At 69.2% G+C, this 20088-nt stretch carries 5 protein-coding genes; 2 read left to right on the top strand and 3 right to left on the bottom strand.

What is annotated here, in order from left to right; genetic code table 11:
* Positions 1-6: 6 nt before the first annotated feature.
* Both NUG20_RS00755 and NUG20_RS00750 read right to left on the bottom strand, forming a co-directional pair.
* Positions 7-14571, bottom strand: a complete 14565-nt coding sequence (locus NUG20_RS00755; RefSeq protein WP_263396584.1) for a hemagglutinin repeat-containing protein — start codon at positions 14569-14571, stop codon at positions 7-9.
* Between the two features lie 70 nt (positions 14572-14641).
* Positions 14642-16345, bottom strand: a complete 1704-nt coding sequence (locus NUG20_RS00750) for a ShlB/FhaC/HecB family hemolysin secretion/activation protein (protein WP_263398582.1) — start codon at positions 16343-16345, stop codon at positions 14642-14644.
* Between the two features lie 265 nt (positions 16346-16610).
* Here NUG20_RS00750 and NUG20_RS00745 point away from each other — a divergent pair, with 265 nt between their 5' ends.
* Together NUG20_RS00745 and pyrF are read left to right on the top strand one after the other, a co-directional pair.
* The gene (locus NUG20_RS00745; RefSeq protein WP_263396583.1) at positions 16611-17516 is read left to right on the top strand and encodes a 5'-nucleotidase, lipoprotein e(P4) family; all 906 of its coding nucleotides are present in this window, start codon (positions 16611-16613) and stop codon (positions 17514-17516) included.
* Positions 17513-18247, top strand: coding sequence for an orotidine-5'-phosphate decarboxylase (gene pyrF / locus NUG20_RS00740; protein ID WP_263396582.1), 735 nt, complete (start codon positions 17513-17515; stop codon positions 18245-18247). Before NUG20_RS00745 ends, pyrF begins: the two co-directional genes overlap by 4 nt.
* A gap of 206 nt (positions 18248-18453) precedes the next feature.
* On the opposite strand, the gene NUG20_RS00735 is transcribed toward pyrF, so the two are convergent.
* Positions 18454-19971, bottom strand: coding sequence for a tryptophan halogenase family protein (locus tag NUG20_RS00735; protein WP_263396581.1), 1518 nt, complete (start codon positions 19969-19971; stop codon positions 18454-18456).
* Between the last annotated feature and the right edge of the window lie 117 nt (positions 19972-20088).

Here is a 20088-nt window from a genome sequence, read left to right as displayed (position 1 = left end):
TTCACTTTAACCCCCAGGCCCAGTTTCCCCAGTCAATGGAAATTTAAGCTTCAATGGCTTATGACCATTCACCAAGTTTACATCAGGTCTATTTATTTCTACTGTGGCTGTAGTTGACTTTGTTTTTCCGCTCGCCACTCCTGCTGGGCGATATGTAACCCACGTATCACCCCCTGGAATTTGTGCTCGCCATGCTCCATCTTTCATAAGAATCGCATCAGATGGAACTTTACCCCCGAAGAACTCCATTGCAAACCCCTCAGCCGCCGCACTGGGATTGGAAGTAGGCAGCATTTCACGGGGCGAACCGGTTCCACCGATAGGTGTTCCGGGAAGATTTCCCGAATTTATTTCGCTTATTACATCCCTGGCTGTCCGGCGAGACAAGCCATCGCCATTGATGGCATCGGGAAGCATTTTATCAGCATTACCAAGCAGATTTTTTGAAGTTTCTTTAGGGACGGTAGCACCCGCCAAGGTGCCAGTCTCAGCTACTTCGCCGGCAGCGTTCATACCGGCGCGTGCGACGTTACTCCCGCCTCCTGTCAAAGCAGTCTGGACTATTCCCACAGCACTCAGGAAGCGTGCAGACCAAGCATCTGCGCCCTCCACAGGCTTACCAGTGAAGTAATTGCTCGCCTGGCCGGGCTGGACAAGATCCTGCCATGCCGCAAACGTCTCACCACCCGCATTTAAAAGACCTTGATTCAGTATCCCCACAGCCACGAATGTGTTTTTACCGAGTAACAAGTCCGGCAGCAGCTTTGGTGCACTTCCTAGAAGATCGTAGAGATCCTGTCCAAACGTCGGGTAAGTACGAACTAGACCGTTTGTAAATATGGCGTCCTTTTGACCGCCCAAACCGTTGGCTTTCCAGTAGCCTTCCATATAGAAGTCGAGTTCGCCAAGCGTGTGCGGAATACCGTGCGAATCCATATTCGCGCCCGCCAAGGCGACATTTGCAGCGTAGTCAGCGTCCCGTGCTTCATCTAACTTATTTATGGCGTCTACGATGTCGCATGACAGTTTGTTCGCTGCCGTGCACTCGGCCTGAGCGACCTTTTTCAAGGCGGCTTCATCTTCCTTCAACCAGTTGTTTTCCACCGCATTGCGTGCGATAGCGCCTCCGACGGCGGCATCATTCATGCTCTCTCCCGCCATCCCCCCAACCAGCGCACCGACCGCCTGCGACAGTGCCACGATCGTCTGCTTGTCCTCTTCCGGCAGCAGGTTCGGGTTGAACTTGCCCTCCGAGTCGATCGCGCGCGGGTCGTTACCGTACAACTCCTTGGTCAGCCATTGCGCCGCCAATTCGCCACCCGCCCCGGCCAGAGCGCCACCGGTGCCCGACGTACCATTCACCTCCGCCAACACCGCGCCCAGCAGCGCGTGCGAAAGCACCTGCGCCGCTGCGTTCGGATCGCTGCCGTGGTTGCCGTCGAAGGTCTGGCCGACCAACTGCGCCGCATAGGGCGCCAGCGCATTGCCCGCCACCTGGCTGGCGGCCTGGCCCGACACGCTGCCCACCAGCGCCGTCGTCACCGCCTGCAGCGCTCGGCTGTAGTCACCGCCGATGCCCCATTGCTTCTCAGTGGCGTAAGCGTCGCGGTAAGCCGCGCTCTGGCTCAGCAGAAGGTTCTGCTGTGCTGCCGGGTCCAGTTTCGCGAACGCCTCTCGTTGAGCATTGCTGAGTCCTTTCAAGTAGGCCGCGCGCGCATCGGCGGCTTTGGTCGCCGCGTTGGCCGCAATGTCGCCACCAATCTGCTGGCTGGTCTGCACCACCGTCCCGGTGGCCGCCGCCATCGCCTGCTGTTCAACCAGCACCTTGCGTACATCCGGTAGCGCATCAAGCACCTCATTCCCTTTGCTGGCGTCGGTATTGATTCCCGTCGCCGCCGCCGTAGTGCTCTTGCCACCGATGACGATCTTGCCTTCGGTCAGCGTGGCCCGCGTGGTCGAGGTGTCCTTGCCACTTTCGGACATCGGGACGCCGCCGCTGAAGTTGGCGGTGTTGGCCTGACCATAATTGCCGTTGGCGATGGTGTTTCCGATGTCCTTGGCCTGGCCGCCCACCGTATTGCCATCGGCACCGGTGGACGATTGACCGTTGCCGGTGCTCCCGAACCCGCCGCTGATGCTGCCCGACGCGGCGCTGTAGCCCATCTGGTTCTTCAGATCGGTATACGTCAGCGAGTCGGCGGTCAGCTCGCTGTTGCCCGCGTTGGTGCTGGCGATGGCGCCGCCGATCAGGTTCACGTTGCCAGCGGTGACGTGGTAGCCGCCCTCCCCGGCGAACAGGCCCGACTGTTCGGTCACTCCCGAAGAATTGCCGCTCGCCTTGGCCGAACTCGCGTAGCCGCTGGCATCCCACGCGCTGCCGAAGGACACCTGTATCCGTCCGCCGTATCCGCTTTCCTTGGACTGGATGTTGGCGGTGTCCTGCAACGACTCGATGGTCAGGTCGCCGCCGGTCTGTACGTCGATGCGGTCGGCCTTGGCCACTGCGCCGCGCAAGGTGGTGTCGCCCTGCGAGGTGAGAGAGATGTTCTGGCCCGCCAGCTGCGTGTTCTGCCAGGTGGTGCTTTCCGCATCCGACTTGTGGCTGCCCACGCTGGCCTGCGCGTACACATACACGCCGAACTGCGCGCCCACCGAGGCGCCCACGCCCACTTCCACACCGGCATTGCTGCCCTTGCTGTGCTCGGAACTGCCGGAGTTGCCCGCTTCCAGTACCAGGTCGCGTGCCGAGTCCAGGCTCAGCGTGTTGCCCGCGCTGAGGTTGCCCTGCACCACGTGCAGATCGCCCTGCGTGGTGGTCAGGCTGACGTTTCCACCGCCGCTGATAGTGGAGCCTTGCGACGTCTGGCTACTGCCTTTGTACTGTTCCGTGCTGGTCGCGTAGCCGACGCCGGCCTCGACGCTGACCAACGAACCGCTGCCGGCACCGCCGGCGGTGCTGCTGATCGCGCTGGCCGTCTGGTAGCCATTGGCCGCCGCGGCCATGCCCTGCATCGCCGACAGCCGGCCGTCGGAATTGCGCGCCGCATCCACATTGTTGATCAGGTCGATCAGCGGCGACTTCACCCGCGCGAACACGCCGAACTTCAGCGTGTCGTCCTGCGACGAGGCCGAGTGCGTGTCATTGGCGGTCAACACCTCGATCGACGCGGCGGTGATGTCCACGTCCTTGGCCGCCACCACGTTGCTGGCGGACTGGGTGTAGGCGCCGCCAGCGGCCAGGCTGACGCTGCCGCCCAGGCTGCCCACGCTGCTGGCCACTTGGGTGACCTGCGCGCTGTCGTCGCGATGGTCCTCGGTGTGGTAGCCGGCGAAGCGCTCGGTGTCGGAGATGATCACCGTGCCGATGGCTTTGTTGTTGTAGGTGTTGGCGTTGCCGACCGTGTCCTGTCCGCTCTGGATCGTCAGATCGCCCGCCGCGCGAATCGCGACATCGCCTTGCGCCGCGATATTGCTGGCGGTCAGCGCGATGTCGCCCTTGGTCGTGGTCAGACTGGCATTACCGCCGACGGACAGCTGGGTGCCGGTGATCGTGTCCGACTGGCCGTTGCCATCGCCCTTCTGGTTGTAGTTGCCAAATGGCGGACTGGCGGTATTGTTGGCGAAGCCCCAGCCCTTGCCGGTGCTGGCGTTGCCGCTGGACTCGGTGTTGTGCGCCACGTCGAACACGATGTTCTGGCTGGCCAGCAGCAAGGCATTGCCCTCGGCCGACAACTGCGCACCCTGTGTGGTGATCGAGCCGTCGCTGGCCAGCAAGGTGAGGTTGCCGCCAGCACTCAACTGGCTCACGCGCGCGTCGCTGGTGCTGTCGTTCTGCGCATCATTGGAGCGGTGCGCCCCGGCCTGGATGACCACGGGCGTGGTCGCTGCCGCGATGCCGGCCATGTCGCCTTCGGCGCGCCGGCTGATCTTGCCCATGGTCGAGCCACTGTCTGGCATGTTGTCGGTGGTCGAATCGCGGGCGCTGCGGTACGCCGCGCCCGGATCGTAGGTCACACCGACGGAGAACCCGCTGGACTTGCTGGACTGGCTGCTCTGCGTGTCAACGGTATCCTGCCGTGCCAGCAACGCAATGTCCTTGGCGGCCAACGTCAGGTTCTCGCCTGCAGCCACATCCGAGGCCGCGATGGTCAAGCGATTGCCGGCGCTGACGATCAGACTGCCGTCCTGCGAACCAACCGCCGAGGCGTATTGAGTCGTCGATTCCATGACGTCTTGGCTGTTGCTGCGCGACTTGCCGTATCCCACGCTGGCCACGCCGCCAGAAAGTCCGCCGGTCAGGCCGGACTTCTTTTGGCTGCTACTGTGGGCCTCGCTGCTGTGGTCCTGCGCCGACTCGATAGTGACGTCGTTGCCGGCGGCCAGACGCACGTCGCCATCGGCGAGGACCGTCGAACCGACCACGGCGATATCGTGGCCCGCCTTGATCTGCACGGTTTCGCCGCTGAGCGAGGTTCCCACCGCGTAGCTGTCGTGCCACTCGTCATGCGTGGTGGTGGTCTTGCTGGACAGGAAGCCCTTTTTCTTCTTCTGCATGTCCTGTTCGGCGTCGTGCTGCTCCTGGGTGGCGAGCAGGTTGACGTCGTGGCCGGCGGCCAAGGCGACGCCGCCGGTGTCGGAGTAGACCTGTGCTGCGGTCAGGTTGACGTCGTGACCGGCCTGCAAGGCGATGTCGCTGCCGGCACTGAACTCGGTGCCATGGACGGTCTCGTCGCGGGTGCTGGTGGTCTGCTTGAAGCGCTTGCGCGTCTCCAGCGTGTCGCTGCTGTCCACCGTGGTCAGCGTGGTGCTGTTGATGTCGTTGCCGGCGACCACGGCCAGGCCCTTGCCCGCGTCGAGCTTGGCCGCGACCAGGTTGACGTCGTTGCCGGCGCTGAGGATCAAGTTGCCGCCGGCGCTGAGCGCCTGCTGGTCGAGGTCCTGGAGGGTGGTCGTGGTGGTGACTTTTGTCTTGCCCTCACGCGAGTGGTCGGTGGTGGTGCGGCTGTCGCCCAGGACCGATTCGACGTTCAAGTCGTGGCCGGCCGCGGCGATCAGGTCGCCGCCAGCCTTCACTTCGGCCTGGCGGATGGTGATGTCGTTGCCGGCCGCCAGTTGCAGGCTGCCGTCGGTGACGATGCTGGTGCGCACCGTGGCCTTGCCGTTGGCATCGGTGACCGGGGTCAGCGACAGGTCGTGGCCGGCCTGCAGGGCGGCGTTGCCGCCGGCGGCGATCGTCACGCCGTGTAGTTGCAGGTCGTTGCCGGCGAGCAGGGACAGGTTGTTGCCGACACTCAGGTCGGTCGCCGCGCCGCCGCTGACGCGACCGCGTTCGTCGCGGGTGACAGCAGGTTGCATCACCACGTTGTTGCCGGCCTGCAGCGCCGCGCTGTTGCCGGCCTGCACGGTGGCGCCAGCGAGGGTCAGGTCGTGCCCGGCGCCGATCAGCAGATTGCGGTCGGCACTGATGCCGGACCGGACGTCCAGGGGGCTGCCGCTACTGGCGCTGCGCAGGTCGTTGCCTGCGCTCAGCAACACGTCGCGGCCAGCGATCTGGCCGCCCAGGTTGAGCAGGTCCTGCTTCGCCTGCAATTCCACCGTGCCGCTGGCGGCGATGCGGCCCTGGTTGAGCAAGTTGCCGGCCGTGGCGCTGACGTTGGCGCCGCTGATGGTGCCCTGGTTGGTCAGCCCGGCGGTGGCGTTGAGCGACACGTCGCCGTTGCCGCCCGCGAGCAGGGCGCCGTCGCTGCGCAAGGTCAGCGCGGTCTTGGACGACAGGTACACGACCGGCACCAGCACCTTCTGGCCTTGGTACTCCTGCTCGACCATCCACACGATGTCGTCGGTGAGCGCGGCCACCTGGGCGGAGGTCAGGCCGACGCCGACGCTGAGCTGCAGCGAACCGGCCGCCGCCACGCCAGCTTCCAGCAATGCGCGGTACTGCGCCACGCCGTCGTCGTAGTTGCCCAGGTAACGACGACCAGTGAGCTCGGTGATCTGGTCCAGCACCAGGCGCTGTTCGTAGAAGCCGTCGCCCAGGCGGGTCTGGGTCCACTCCGGATCCACGCCGAGCTTATCGAGCAGGTAGTCGCTGCTGATGAAGTTGTCGTAGTCGACGAAGCGCGGGTCGGTCTCGATCAGGTAGCGGCGGCCGGGGCCGTTGCTGCGGTTGGCGTTGATGCCACCCAGGCCGTTGGCGGCACGGCCCAGCGCATTGACGCTGGCGCCGTTGGCGCCGACCAGGCGATACAGGCCGCCGATCGGCAAGGCAATGCTGCCGAGCGGAGCACCGATGCCGCCGACCACCTGCGGCACCTGGCCGGTCCCCGGGTCGATCTGCTGGCGCTGACCGCCGTTACCGGCGACGGACAGGCTGGTCTGGGTCGTCTGCGCCTGTACGTTGGCGGCGGACGCGTCGGTGCCGCCGGCCAGCGCGCGCTGGCCGTCGTCGATGCGGATTGCGCTCAGGCTTGCCGCGGCGATGCGGTTATTGACCGTTGCGCCATCCACCGCGCTTCCGGCCTGGGCCTGCACCGTCTTGCTGCCCGCGCCGTTGGCGCTCTGCACGCTGCGGCGACTCAAGGCCGTGCCTTGGGTGGCACCGAGCGCAGCGCCACTGATGCTGCGACCGTCGCTGCCGACTGCACCGTTGTGGATCGTGGCGCCATTGATGGAGACGCCCTGGCCCCCGGTCATGTTGGCGGCGAGAGCGATATAGCTGTTCTCGAAGGTGCCCGAGCCGACGACGGTTACCCTGTTGCCGCCGATAGTTCCGCCCGCCTGCTCTTCCGAATCTTCAATGCTGCAATACATCTTTCCCGGCGGCGGTGTGCAGCCTTGGGGACCGGTGCCGGCCTTGTATTCGGTATCGGTGTAATTGACCTTCTGCCTCAGCGCCAATGCCTGATTCAGCACGTTCTCGTTGCCGGCGAGCATGCCGTCGGCCAGGCCGCCTACCCCACGCTGGTTGATCCAAAGCGCTCCAGCTGCGGCAATCGTCGAAGCCGTGTTGGTGACGCTGCCGGACAGTGCGATGTTGCCACCGGCCACGATGCGGCCTTCGGCGCTGGCAGCCGTCACCTTCTCCCGTTCTTGTGCGTCGAACGTACGGAAGACGCCCAGGTTGTGCCCCTGGTAGTTGGCCGGTTCCGCATCGTTGCGAAGTTCCTGCTCCGGCATCGCCTGGTTCGCCGCCGCTCGCTCTCCGGCAGACAATGGCGACATGGCAGTCGCTACCACCCGCCGCTGGTTGTTGAGCTGATTGGCCGCAATCAGGATGCTGCCATCGGCCTCGATGCTGCCGGACAGGTTGTTGACCACGCCGGTGCGCGCGGTGATGGTGCCGTTGCCGTCGCGCGCGGCGCCGATGGCGATGTTGCCGAGGCTGAAGATCTTCGCGTCGCGGTTGAGCAGCTGGTCGCGGACCAGCAGGGTCATGCCGTTGGTGGCGCCGATCAGCGCCGAGCCGTAGGCCACGTTGTCGGTGGCGCCGCCCAGGTCGGCGCCGTTGACCAGAGTGCCGGTGTTCACCAGCACGTTGCCGCCGACCAGGCTGCCGGTGTTGTAGATGCTGCCGGCCGTGAGCTGCAGCGTGTTGCTGGCGGAAATGTCGCCGGCGTTGTCGATGGTGCCGCCGACGTTCAATTGCGTGTTGCCCGCCTGCATCGTCGCGCCGGCGCGGTTGCCGATGTTGTTGGCGATCACGCTCAGGCCGCGCGTGGCCTTCAGCACGGATTCGTTGACCAGGTTGCCGCCGACGTTGAGCCGGAAGTCGCCGTTGCTGGTGATGGCGGCGCCGGCGCGGTGGGTGTAGTCGTTGCGCACGGTCAGGTCGAGCAGGTTCTGCGCGAGGATGCTGCCGCTGCCGTCGAAGCCGACGATGTCGATGACCACGTCGCCAGCGCCGCCGACCGTGCTGCCGGCGCCGATCTGGCCGCCGCTGTTGCTCAGGCTCTGCAGGGTCAGGCGTACCGCCTGCTCGGCCTTGATCTTGCCGCCGCGGTTGTCGAGCGTGGCGCCGGCGCGCTGCAGCAGGACACTGTTGCCGGCGTAGACGCTGCCGCGCTGGTTGTCGAGCGCGTTGGTGTTGGTGGTGAGATCGCCGCCGGCGACCAGCTGGCCGTCGCTGTTGACCACGCTGCCGGCGTTGAGCACCACGCTGCCGCGCCCGCCCAGGCTGCCGCCGGCGTTGCGCAGTTCGCCGCCGGTGGTGAGCTGGGTCAGGCCGCCGCCGTTGTTGGCGATGCTGCCCTGGCTGTTGTCGATACGGCCGCCGGACAGGGTCATCGCGTTGCCGCTGTCGAGCTGGCCGCCGCTGTTGAGCAGCGCGCCGGTGACGGCGACGCCGAGATTGCGCGTGGCGCCGATGCGGCCGCCCTGGTGGTTGTCGAGCTGGCCGCGCGCGGTCAGCGCCAGGTCGCGCCCGGCCTGGATGGTGCCGGCATTGTTGCTGAGGTTCTCGGCGCCGACGGTGGCGTCGTTGCTGGCGCCGATCAGGCCGCCGTCGTTGTTCAGCGCATGGACGATGTCGGCGCGCAGGTCGCCGCCGCTGCCGCCGCTGGCCACCGACTGCAGCGTGCCGCCGCGGTTGTCGAGGCTGCCGGCGCGCACGTCGAGGGTGCCGCCGGCGGCCTGCAGCAGGCCGCTGCGGTTGTCCAGGGCGCCGCCGCCGAGTTGGGTGCTCAGGCCGCGTGCGGAGACGCTGCCGCCGACGTTGCTGAGGCTGGCCGCGGTCAGCGTGGCGTCGCCGGCGGCGGCGATCACGCCGTTCTGGTTGTCGATGCCGGCGTTGGCGCCGAGCTGCAGCTGGCCCTGGGTCAGGATGCGGCCACCGACGTTGGCGATGGCCCCGCCGCTGGTCAGCGTCGCGGTACCGGTGCCGGCGTGTTCGATGCGGCCCTGGTTGTTGCTCAGCGACGCGGCGCTGACGACCAGGTTCTGGCCGTTGCTCGACAGCCGGCCATTGCCGTTGTCGAACGCGCCGGTGACCGCGATGCGGGCCTGCCCGCTGCCGCTCTGCACCAGTGCGCCGCCGCTGTTCTTCAGTGTGGCCGCTGCCAGGTCCAGGCGCGTGGCCTGCATCTGCCCGCCGACGCCGTTGAGGCTGCCGTTGTCCAGCGCGCCGCCGGCCTGCACGGTCAGGCTGCCGCCGGCGAGCAGGTCGGCGCCGCGATGGTCCAGGCCGGCGCTCGCGGTCAGGCTGGCATCACCGCCGACGCGGGTGGTGCTGCCGGCCAGGTCGAGTTGCGTGGCCTGCGCGAGCAGGTTGCCGGCGGCGATCAGCTTGCCGCTGGCGCTCAGGATGTTGTCGGCGTGCAGGTCCAGCGTGCCGCTGCTGCCGAGACTGCCGTCGTTGCGCATGCCGGCCGCGGCGACGCCACCGATGGCGATGTCGCCGGCGCGCAGGCTCAGGTTGCCGCTGGACAGGGTCTGCCCGGCGTTGTCGATGCGTTGCGCCTGCAGGGCGATGTCGGCGCCGTTGACCACCCCGTGCTGGGCCAGCACGGCGTCGCTGCCGAGCGTGACCTGGCTGGCGGTCAGGGTGCCGGCAATGGTGAGGTCGCCGTGCGCCTGCAGTTGCAGCGCGGTGGTGGCGCTGAGCGCCCCGCTCTGCGACAGCGTGCCGCCGGCCTGTGCGCTGAACGCGCCGGCCGCGGCCAGGGTGCCGTCGAGGGCGAGATCGCCCTGGCTGACCAGGGCGACGTCGCCACTCTCGCTGCCAAGCTGGCCGCTGCTGGCCAGCGTCGCCGCTTGCACGCGCAGCGCGCTGCCGGCTATCAGGTCGCCGCGGTTGTCCACCGCGCCACTGGCGAGCACACCGAGGCCCTGCATGCCGTAGGCCTGGCCGGTCTGCTGCATCGCGCCCACGTCCACTTGCAATTGCCTGCGCGCGCGCAGGCCGCCGGCGTTGTCGAGCAGGCCGGCGATCTCCAGCGCGACGTCGCGCTGCGCCGACAGCACGCCGCCCGACGCGTTGGACAGGCTGTCCGCGTGCACGCGCAGGTCGTTGCCTGCCACCACCTGGGCGCGGTTGCGCAGCGCGCCGACGGCGTCCAGGCTCAGGTCGCCGCCGGCCTGCGCCACGCCGCCAAGCGCCAGTTCGCCGCCGCTGGCCAGCGCCAGCGTGGTGCCGGCATCCAGGGTGCCCTGGCTGTCGATACGGGCAGCGGACAATGTCACTGCGCCGGCGCTCTGCACGACGGCGGCGGTGCCGGTGGTCAACGCGCCGCCGGCATTGAGTCCAACCTGTTGCGCGCCGCCGATCTGGCCGGCGATGCTCAGATCGCGCGCAGCATGCGCTTGCAGCGCCTGCTGCGCGCGCACGACGCCCGTCAGCGCCATGTCGCGCGCGGATTGCAGCTGCAGCGATTGCGCGTCCAGCGTGCCGGCCTGGCGCAGATCGCCGCCGGCATTCGCGTTCAGGACGGTGGCCGCGGCCACGGTGCCGTCGAGCAGCAGGTCGCCGCGAGTCTTGAGGTCGACCTGGCCGGTTTCGCTGCCGAGCTGGCCGCGGCTGGCGAAGCTGTCCGCGTCCACGCGCAGCGCACCCTTGGCGATCAGGTCGCCGCGGTTGTCGACCGCGCCGGTGGCCTGCAACGCCAGCGTGCCGCCGGCGTAGGCGTGGCCGCTCTGCTGCAGGCTGCCCAGCTGCAGCGTCAACACCTGGCTGGACTGCAGGGTGCCGGCGTTGTCCAGCATGCCGTCGATCCGTACGTCGAGCGCGCGCTGTGCCGCGATGCTGCCGGCGATGGCGTTGCCGGCGCTCGCCGCGTGCAGCGACAGGTCGCGGCCGGCGGTGATCTGCGCAGCATTGTCCAGCGCCGCCGCCGCATCCAGCGCGATGTCGCGCGTGGTCTGGACGACGCCGGCCAGGCGGATGTCGCCGGTGCTGCGCAGGGCCAGGTCGGTGCCGGCGGCGAGCGCGCCGCGGCTGTCGATCGCGGCGCCGTCCAGCGTCACCGCGGCGGCACCTTGCAGCACCGCGTTCGCGCCGACGGCGATGCTGCCGCCGCGAAGCTGCGCGTCGCCCGCGGCGCGCGCCTGCCCGTCCAGCGCCAGCGCGCGCTGCGCCTGCAGGTCCAGGACGGTGGCCGAATCGAGCGAGCCGGCCGCGCTCAGGTCGCGGCCGGCGTGCAGGGCGACCGACTGCGCCTGCAGCGCGCCGCTCTGCAACAGGTCGCCCAGCGCGCTGGCGTCGAGCGCGGCGGCGGCGACCACGCTTCCGCCCAACCGCAGGTCGCCCTGGCTGCTCAGCGCGATCCTGCCGGTCTCGCTGCCGAGCTGGCCGCTGTTGCTGAAACTGCCGGCGTCGATGCGCAGGTCGCCCTTGGCGATCAGGTCGCCGCGGTTGTCCAGCGCGCCGGCGCTGCTCAGGCTCAGCGCGTTGCCGGCATACAACCGGCCGCTGTGCTGGAAGCTGCCGACGTCCAGCGTCAGCGCCTGCTTGCCGTACAGGGTGCCGGCGTTGTCGAACAGGCCACCGACGCCGATGTCGAGCGTGTCCAGCGCCGACAGCGTGCCGGTGGCGCGATTGGTCGCGCTGGCGGCGCGCAGATGCAGGTCGCGCCCGGCCACGACCTGGGCGGCGTTGTCCAGCGCATCGGCGGCGGTCAGTGCGACATCGCCGCCAGCCTGGGCGACACCGGCCAGCGTCAGCGCGCTGTCGCTGTGCAGGCTCAGGTCGGTCCCGGCATCCAGCGCGCCGCGGCTGTCGATGCTGCCGCCGTGCAGGGTGGTTGCGCCGGTGCTCTGCAGCACGGCGTTCTGGCCGAGTGCGATCTGCGCCGCACGCAGTTGTGCGGTGCCGGCGACGGCCTGGCCGTCCAGCATCAGCGCGCGCTGCGCCTGCAGGTCCAGGGTGGTGGCGCTCTTCAGCGCGCCGCTCAGGCCCAGGTCGCGACCGGCGAGCAGGGTCGCCGACTGCGCCTGCAGGCTGCCGTGCTGCTGCAGGTCGCCCAGCGCCTCGGCGCGCAACATGCCGGCCGCGACCACGACGCCGTCCAGGCGCAGGTCGCCTCGGCTGTCGAGGGCGAGCTGGCCGCGCTGGCTGCCCAGCTGGCCGCTGCTGGCGATGCTGCCGGCGTCGATGCGCACGTCGCCGCCGCCGATCAGGTCGCCGCGGTTGTCCACTGCATCGGTCGCGGCGAGGTCGAGGCTCGCGCCGCCGTAGGACTTACCGGTCTCGGACTGGGCGAAGCTGCCGGCGCTCAGGCGCAGCGCACCATCGGCATGCACGCTGCCGTCGTTGCGCAGCGCCGAGGCGCTGGCGATGGTCGCATCGCCGCCGGCCGACAAGGCCGCGCCGGCGGCGTTGTCCACATCGTCCGCGGTTACCGCCAGGTCGCCACCGGCCACCACCTGCGCCTGGTTCTGCAGCGTGGCGGCGCTGTCCAGCTCAAGGTCGCCGCGCGCCTGCAGCGTGCCCGCCAGGCGCATGCCGTTGTCGCTGCGCAGGGACAGCGCGGTGCCCGCGTCGAGCACGCCGGACTGGTCGATGTCCGCGCCGCGCAGGCGCAGCGCACCGCCGGACTGGATCTGCCCGGCCTGCACCAGCGCGCCCTGCGCGGTGAGCTCGGCGTCGCCGCCGATCGCCAGCGTGGCGCTACTGCGCAGTTGTCCGTCGGCGCTCAACTGCAAGGCGTCGTCGGTCTTCACCGTGCCGTCCAGCGACGCATCGCCGCCGGCCTGCAGCTGCGCGCTTGCCGCGCTGAGGGTGCCGGACTGGTGCAGCGCGCCCGCGACCTGCACCGTCAGCGCGCCCTTCGCCGCCACCGCGCCGTCCAGCGCGAGGTCGCCACGGCTATGCAAGGTAGTGGCGCCGCGCTGGCTGCCCAACTCGCCGCTGCTGGCGAACTGCGCAGCGTCCACGCGCAGCGCGTCGCCGGCGACCAGGCTGCCGCGGCTGCGGGTGGCCGCTGCGGTCGCGATGTCGGCGTTGCGGCCGGCATAGCTGCTGCCGTCGTTGGCGAAGGCCGCCGCGTCGATCCGCAGGTCGCGCCCGGCGTAGACGGTGCCGGCGTTGTCCAGCGCGCCGGGGGTCGCCAGCGAGACGTCGCCGTTGGCCGACAGCATGCCGCCAGCGGCATTGCCGATCGCCGCCGCGGCGACGTCCACGCGGCCGCCGGCGCTGAGCTGGCCGGCGTTGTCGACGCGGCCGCCGGCCTGCAGCGCCGCGTCCTGCACGGACTGGGCCAGGCCCGACAGGCGCAGGTCGCCGTCGCTCTGCAAACGCAGCCCGGCGCCGGCATCGAGCACACCGGCCGCGTCGATCTGCGCCGCCTGCACGCTCAGCGCGCCGCCGCTCTGCAGCGTGCCGGCGCGTTGCAGCCAGCTGCCGCCGGCGCTCAGCTGCGCGGTGCCGCCGGCGTAGGCCACGCCGCTGCTGCGCAGGGTGCCGCTCGCGTCCAGGCTCAACGAGCCGCTGCTGTACAGCGTGCCGCCGGCATCGAGTTCGGAGCCGAACAGGCTGATCGCGCCGGCGCTGCTGCGCCCGCTGTGGACGAACGCGCCGCTGGCACGCGCATCGAGCAGGCCGCTGGCGATGGTGTCGCCGCTCAGGCTCAGCTGCGTGCCGCGCAGGCGCACGCCGGCCTGCTGCGAACCGAGCACGCCCTGCTGGGCCAGCGCGCCGGCGGCACGCAGGTCGACCTCGTCGCGGGCGACGGTGGTGCCGCTCAGGCTGAGCTGGCCGGCGCTGTCGATCTGCAGGCTGCCGCTCTGCGCGGCCAGGGTGCCGCGGCTGACCACGCCGACACCGGCTTCGGTGGCGATCAGGCGGATACGGTCGGCGTACATGCCGCCGAGGTAGGCCACGTCGATGCCGATCGACGGTGCCGCACCGTCGCTGCCCGGCAGCAGCTCCAGCAGCATGCCGTCGTAGCCGATGCGCTGGGTGCCGGTGCTGGCGAGCAGGTCCTTGGCCCAGACCGAGCCGTCCACGCTCAACTGCCGCGACAGCAGATCCAGGCGATCGACGTTGTACGCATCCAGGCCGTTGCCGCCGATGCTAAGCACGCCGCCGGTGATGCCGAAACCGTTCAACGCGCCGTCGCCGCCGAGTTGCGGCGTGCCGGTGGCCAAGGTCACCCGCGAGGCATTGAGGAAGCCGCAGCCGTCGCAGCTGATGCCGTTCGGGTTGGCGATCACCAGCTGCGCCCGCGCGCCGGCGATTTCGGTGTAGCCCTGCAGGCGGCTGGCGCTGGAGGTGACCTCGTTGAGGATCAGCGTGGCCGCGCCGCTGTTCTTCAGGTTGTCGTTGCCGGCGACATAGCCGCCGAGTTCGGTCTTGGAGATGTTGCCGCTGTTGTTGAGGATCAGGCCGTTGGCGCCGACGTCGAAGCGCGAGTAACGGTTGTGCGAGACGCCGCGCGCGTTCGGGGCGACGATGTCCACCACCGGCACGCCGTTGGCCGCGACCTGCTGGCCCGGCTGCTGGCCGCCGGGGTTGGCGACCGGCACCACCTGCGCGTAGAGCGGCAGCGAGGTCCAGGTGACCGTGCAGCACAGCAGCATCGCCACGGCGCGCTTGCAGCGCTCGGCCACCACGGTACCCAGGCTCACGGAATCCTTGTCCATCACCGTCTCTCTCGTTGCGCCACAGGCGCCAAAAAACCAAAAAACCGAGCTGCCGGAGGGCAGCCCGGGATCAGAACTGGTAGGTCAGGCGCACGCCGTAGGCCGGCTGCGCGGTTTCGACATCGCGCGGCGCATGCACATCCCAGCCGGCGAAGCCGTCCCAATTGAGCCCGCCGCGCGCCCCGCGCAGGCCGACGAACGCGCCGACCAGGCTGCGTCCGCCCTGCCCGCTGGCGCTGGGGCCGGCGATGCGGCCGGCATCCACGCCCAGGTACGGGACGATGCCCAGGCGCTGCACCGGCAGGTTCAGCGTGTTGCGCCAGTACGCGCCGCGTTCGGCGCCGAGCGTGCGTTCGCCGTCGAAGCCGCGCACGCTGTAGCGCCCGCCGATGCTGATGAATTCCGAGCCGAGCAGCAGTTGCGAGGCGGTCTGCGCGCGCAGGCTGCTGTCCCAGCTGGCGGCCATGCCGCCGAGCTTGAACGGCAGCCCGGTGCTGAGGTCGAGCGTGGTGACCCCGTAGCGGAAACCGGGAAACCCTACCGCCGGGTCGTAACCGGTCCATTGCCCGTCGAACCACGGGGTGCCGCGCCGGTGCGCCAGGCGCACGTCCAACTGCATCGGTCCCAGATAGCGGCGATGGCTCAGGTAGGCCTCGGCGCTGGTGGTGTGGCGGCGCTGGATGCCGATCTCGATGCCGTCCAGGTAGCTGCGTGCCTCGCGCTTGGCCACCACCACGCCGGCGGAGGTTTTGCTGCTGCCGTTGCGGTGGATGACCCGCTGCAGGTCGAGCTGGGCGCTGTTGGATTCGCCGCTGGACTGGAAGCTCTGCAGGTAGCCGTCCACGCGCTGGTGGTAGCGGTAGGACGACAGCGACAGCGCGAACGTCCACCAGCCCCACGGCACGCTGTAACCGAGGCTGTTGCCGCGCGTGCCGCGCTCGGCGCCGTTATCCGCCAGGTCGTGGTTGTAGCCGATCGACAGCAGATCGTTGATGCCCAGCGGCGCGTCCAGGGCGAAGTCGATGCCGCCCTGCGCGCGGCCGGTGGCGCGCATGCCGGAGTCGTCGGCGTTGAGCACGGTGCGCCAGCGCCGGCCGTGCTGCAGGGTGACCACCAGGTCCGATTCGCCGGGCTGCTCGCCAGGCGCGATGTCGATCTTGGCGTCCTGCGAGGGCACCCGCTTGAACTGCTCCACCGCCTGCTCGATCGCGCGCAGGTCGACCAGATCACCCGGGCGCAGCGGCAGTGCGCCACGCCAGAACGCGCGGCCGTCGGCCGATTGCACCCGCACTTGGCGCAGGCGGCCGGGCATCAGTTCGAAACGCAACACGCCGCTGGACAGCGCCTGCTCGGGCACGCCGATGCGGGTGGTGACCAGGCCCCGCGCGACCAGTTGGTCCAGCGCGCGGCGGCGGATCAGGTCGATGCCGTCGCGGCCGATGCAGCGGCCCTGGTACTGGCGCAGGTACAGCCACAACCACGCGAAGCGCGCGCCATCGGCGCCGGCGCCGCCCAGGTGGATGCGCTGGATCGGGAAGCACAGGGTTTCGGTGGGCAGCGCGGTGCTGCGCATGTCGGCCGGCGCCGCGGCCTCGCGCGGACCGACGAACGGTGCCTGCCGGTCCTGCTCCTGCTTGCGCTGGACGTCCTCGGCCTGGCGCAGCTGTTCCTGGCGGTCCAGCGTGGTCGGCAGTTCCTGCGCGGCTAGCGGCACGCTCGCGCCTGCCAGCAGGCACGCCGCCGACACCGCCAGAGCAAGTCCTTTGTTCCACAACGAGTGCACGTGCTTCCCCTGTACGCATCCGGCGTTTTTCCCAGGCGCTGAAGCGCGGGGGATGGATCGCTTCCTTGACGGCGCTACGCGTCCGCGCAGGCGATGCGAACTGTGGTGCATTCCCCAAGGCACGCCAATCCGGCGTTTCCCCACCCGCTGTCGGGAAATTCCCTAGGGCATGCCGCCGCGCGCCGCAGGCCGGCCCTCGGCCGTCGCCGCAACCCGCTAAAATCCGCCGATTCCCTCGCCCAGGTTCCCGCGCCCGATGACCCCGATCGCCCGTACCGCACTGGCCTGCGCCGTGCTCGCCCTGTCCGCCTGCAAGCCGCAGGCGCCGGCCGCCGATCCCGCCGCCAAGCCCAGCGCCGCCGCGACTGCCGCGCCCGACGCAGCGGTGGCCGGCGACGACAACCTCAACGCGGTGCTGTGGATGCAGCGTTCGGCCGAGTACCAAGCCGTCGCCGAGCAGACCTATCGCGCCGCCGCCGACCGCCTGGATGCGGCGCTGAAGGAACCGAACTGGGACGCGCTGGTTCCGGAGGAGCGCGGCAACGCCGCCGCCGGGCTGAAACCGGCGGTGGTAATGGACGTGGACGAGACAGTGCTGGACAACTCGCCGTACCAGGCGCGTCTGATCCGCAACGGCAAGGAATACGACGAACTCAGCTGGGACCAGTGGGTGGCCGAGAAGAAGGCCAAGCCGATCCCCGGCGTGGTCGATTTCGCCAAGGCGGCCAGCGCCAAGGGCGTCACCATTCTGTACGTGTCCAACCGCGCGGTGCACCTGACCGATGCGACCCTGGCCAACCTGCGCAGCGCCGGCCTGCCGGTGGCCGACAACAGCGTGCTGCTGGGCCTGGGCACGGTGGTCAAGGACTGCGAGCAGAACGGCTCGGAGAAGAACTGCCGGCGCAAGCTGGTCGGCCAGCAGTACCGGGTGCTGATGCAGTTCGGCGACCAGCTCGGCGATTTCGTGCAGGTCGTGGCCAACACTCCGGACGGCCGCGCGCAACTGCTGCAGCAGTACCACGACTGGTTCGGCGAGCGCTGGTGGATGCTGCCCAACCCCAGCTACGGGTCCTGGGAGCCGGCGCTGTTCAACAACGACTTCGCGCAGCCGCGCACTGCGCGTCACCAGGCCAAGCGCGACGCGCTGGAGCTGGCGCAGTGAGCCGCGCGCCGCTGCCGCTGCAGACGCGCGAACGGCTGATCTTCGCGCTGGACGTGCCCGGCCGCGCCGAAGCGCTGGACTGGATCGAGCGGCTCGACGACGCGGTGGCGTTCTACAAGATCGGCATGGAGCTGCTGGCCTCCGGCGAGTACTTCGACGTGCTGGAGACGCTGGCTGCGCGCGGCAAGCGCGTGTTCGTGGACCTGAAGTTCTTCGACATCCCGGCCACCGTCGGCGGGGTGATCCGGCGCCTGTCGCAGTGGCCGGTGGACTACTGCACGATCCACGGCTGGCACCCGGCGATGATGCAGGCCGCGGCCGAGGCCAACCGCGGCGAGATGCGCCTGCTGGCGGTGACCGTGCTGACCTCGATGGGCCGCGACGACCTCGCCTCGATGGGCATCGACCGCGAACCGCAGGACGTCGTGGTGGAGCGCGCCCTGGCCGCGCAGGCGGCCGGCATCGACGGCGTCATCGCCTCTGGCCAGGAAGCGGCACCGATCCGCCGCGCCACCGGCGCCGGCTTCTCGATCGTGTGCCCGGGCATCCGCCCCGGCGGCCCGGTCGGCGACGACCAGCAGCGCACCGTCGGCGTGGCCCAGGCCTTCGCCGACGGCGCCGACGCGATCGTGGTCGGCCGTCCGATCCGCCAGGCCGCCGACCCGCGCGCCGCGGCCGAGGCGATCCAGCGCGAAATCGCCGCCACGCTGGATGGTGCGGCGACCCGCTGAGTTTCGCTCTATAAATATCAATGACTTAGAAGATAGAACTTAAACCATTGCATTAGCTTCGTACTGTCGGTAGCATGCGCAGCGTCCGGCTTTGCCGGAGATGCGCCACAAACCGTTCTCCGGCTTCGGTCGGATTTTGAAGAGGCCACGCGCCTTGGTGCGCGTGGCCTCTTTTTTTTGTGCCCGAGAGGCGCCCGGGCCATCGTTCAGAGCGGCGCGGCCGCGCAGTAGCGGTCGATGAAGGCCTGGTGCGCCGGCATCGCGTCCACGCAGTGGCCGATGGTCTGCTCGATGCCGGCGACGAAGCGTTCGATGTCCGCGGCCGGTATCTGGTCCACCAGCGGGTGGTAGGCGCGCGGCAGGATGCCCTGCCCGACCATCACCTGCACCCAGCTGATCTCGGCGAACATTTCCTCGCCGTTACGGTAGAAGCGGCCGCTGTCGCGGAACAGGTCCAGCGTCGCCTGCAGTTCGGGCGTGATCGCCATGTTGCGGCACTGCCGCCAGAAGTCGCTGTCGTCGCGCTCGGTGGCGCTGTAGTGCAGCACCAGGAAATCGCGGATGCGGTCGAACTCGAAGGCGATGCGGTCGTTGTAGCGCTGCACCAGCGCCGGGCTGATGCCCTCGCGCGGGAACAGCTCCAGCAGCTTGGAGATGCCGGACTGGATCAGGTGGATGCTGGTCGATTCCAGCGGCTCCATGAAGCCGCTGGACAGCCCCAGCGCGACCACGTTGCGGTTCCATACCTGCTTGCGGCGCCCGGTGAGGAAGCGCAGCGGGCGCGGGTCGGCCAGCGCCGGCCCGTCCAAGTTGGCCAGCAGCGTGGCCGCGGCCTCGTCGTCGCTGATGTGCGCGCTGGAATACACGTAGCCGTTGCCGGTGCGGTGCTGCAGCGGGATGCGCCACTGCCAGCCGGCCGCGCGCGCGGTGGCGCGGGTGTACGGCGTCGGCGGGCCGACCTTGGCGCACGGCACCGCCAGCGCGCGATCGCACGGCAGCCAGTGGCTGAAATCGTGGTAGCCGGTGTGCAGCGCCTGCTCGATCAGCAGGCCGCGGAAACCGGAGCAATCGATGAACAGGTCGCCGGCGATCACCTCGCCCGAGGCCAGGCGCACCGAGACCACGTCGCCCGATTCCGGATGCAGCTGCACCTCCTCGACGATGCCCTCGCGCCGGGTCACCCCGCGCTGCTCGGAGTAGCCGCGCAGGAACGCCGCGTACAGCGATGCGTCGAAATGGTAGGCGTAGGCGATGTTGCCCAGCGGCGAATTCGGCGGCGCATCGCTGGCCGAGGTCATGAACTTGCCGCGCTTGGCGGCGACGGTGTTGAGCGTATACGCGCCCAGCGGCTTGGCCTTGCCGAGCAGCGCCTGCTTGAACCAGTACTGCTGGAACGGCAGCATCCCGAGCGGATGCCCGATCTCGGTGCCGAAGCCATGGACGTAGGAGGTGCCGGGCCGCTGCCAGTCGACGAACTCGATGCCGAGCTTGAAGCTGCCCTGGGTCTGGCGCACGAATTCGGCTTCATTGATGCCGAGCAGGTTGTTGAAGGCCTTGATGTGCGGCACGGTGGCTTCGCCAACGCCGACGATGCCGATCTGTTCCGATTCGATCAGAGTGATGCGGTAGTCCGGGCCCAGCACGCGCGCCAGCGCGGCGGCGGCCATCCAGCCGGCGGTGCCGCCGCCAACGATGACCAGGTTGCGGAGAGGGGCGGCGATCATGCGTGCGCGGTCCTAGGCAGGAAGAAAGAGGCGACCGATACGCGAACGGGGCCAAGCGGCCCCGTCCGGAAAACCCCACGCGCGCCGGTCGGGCACGCGCGTGGGCGATGGCGGTGG

Source organism: Xanthomonas sp. CFBP 8443 (assembly GCF_025666195.1).
Taxonomy (GTDB): domain Bacteria; phylum Pseudomonadota; class Gammaproteobacteria; order Xanthomonadales; family Xanthomonadaceae; genus Xanthomonas_A.
Note: the sequence above shows the minus strand (reverse complement) of the source record. Positions and strands in the feature narration are given on the sequence as shown.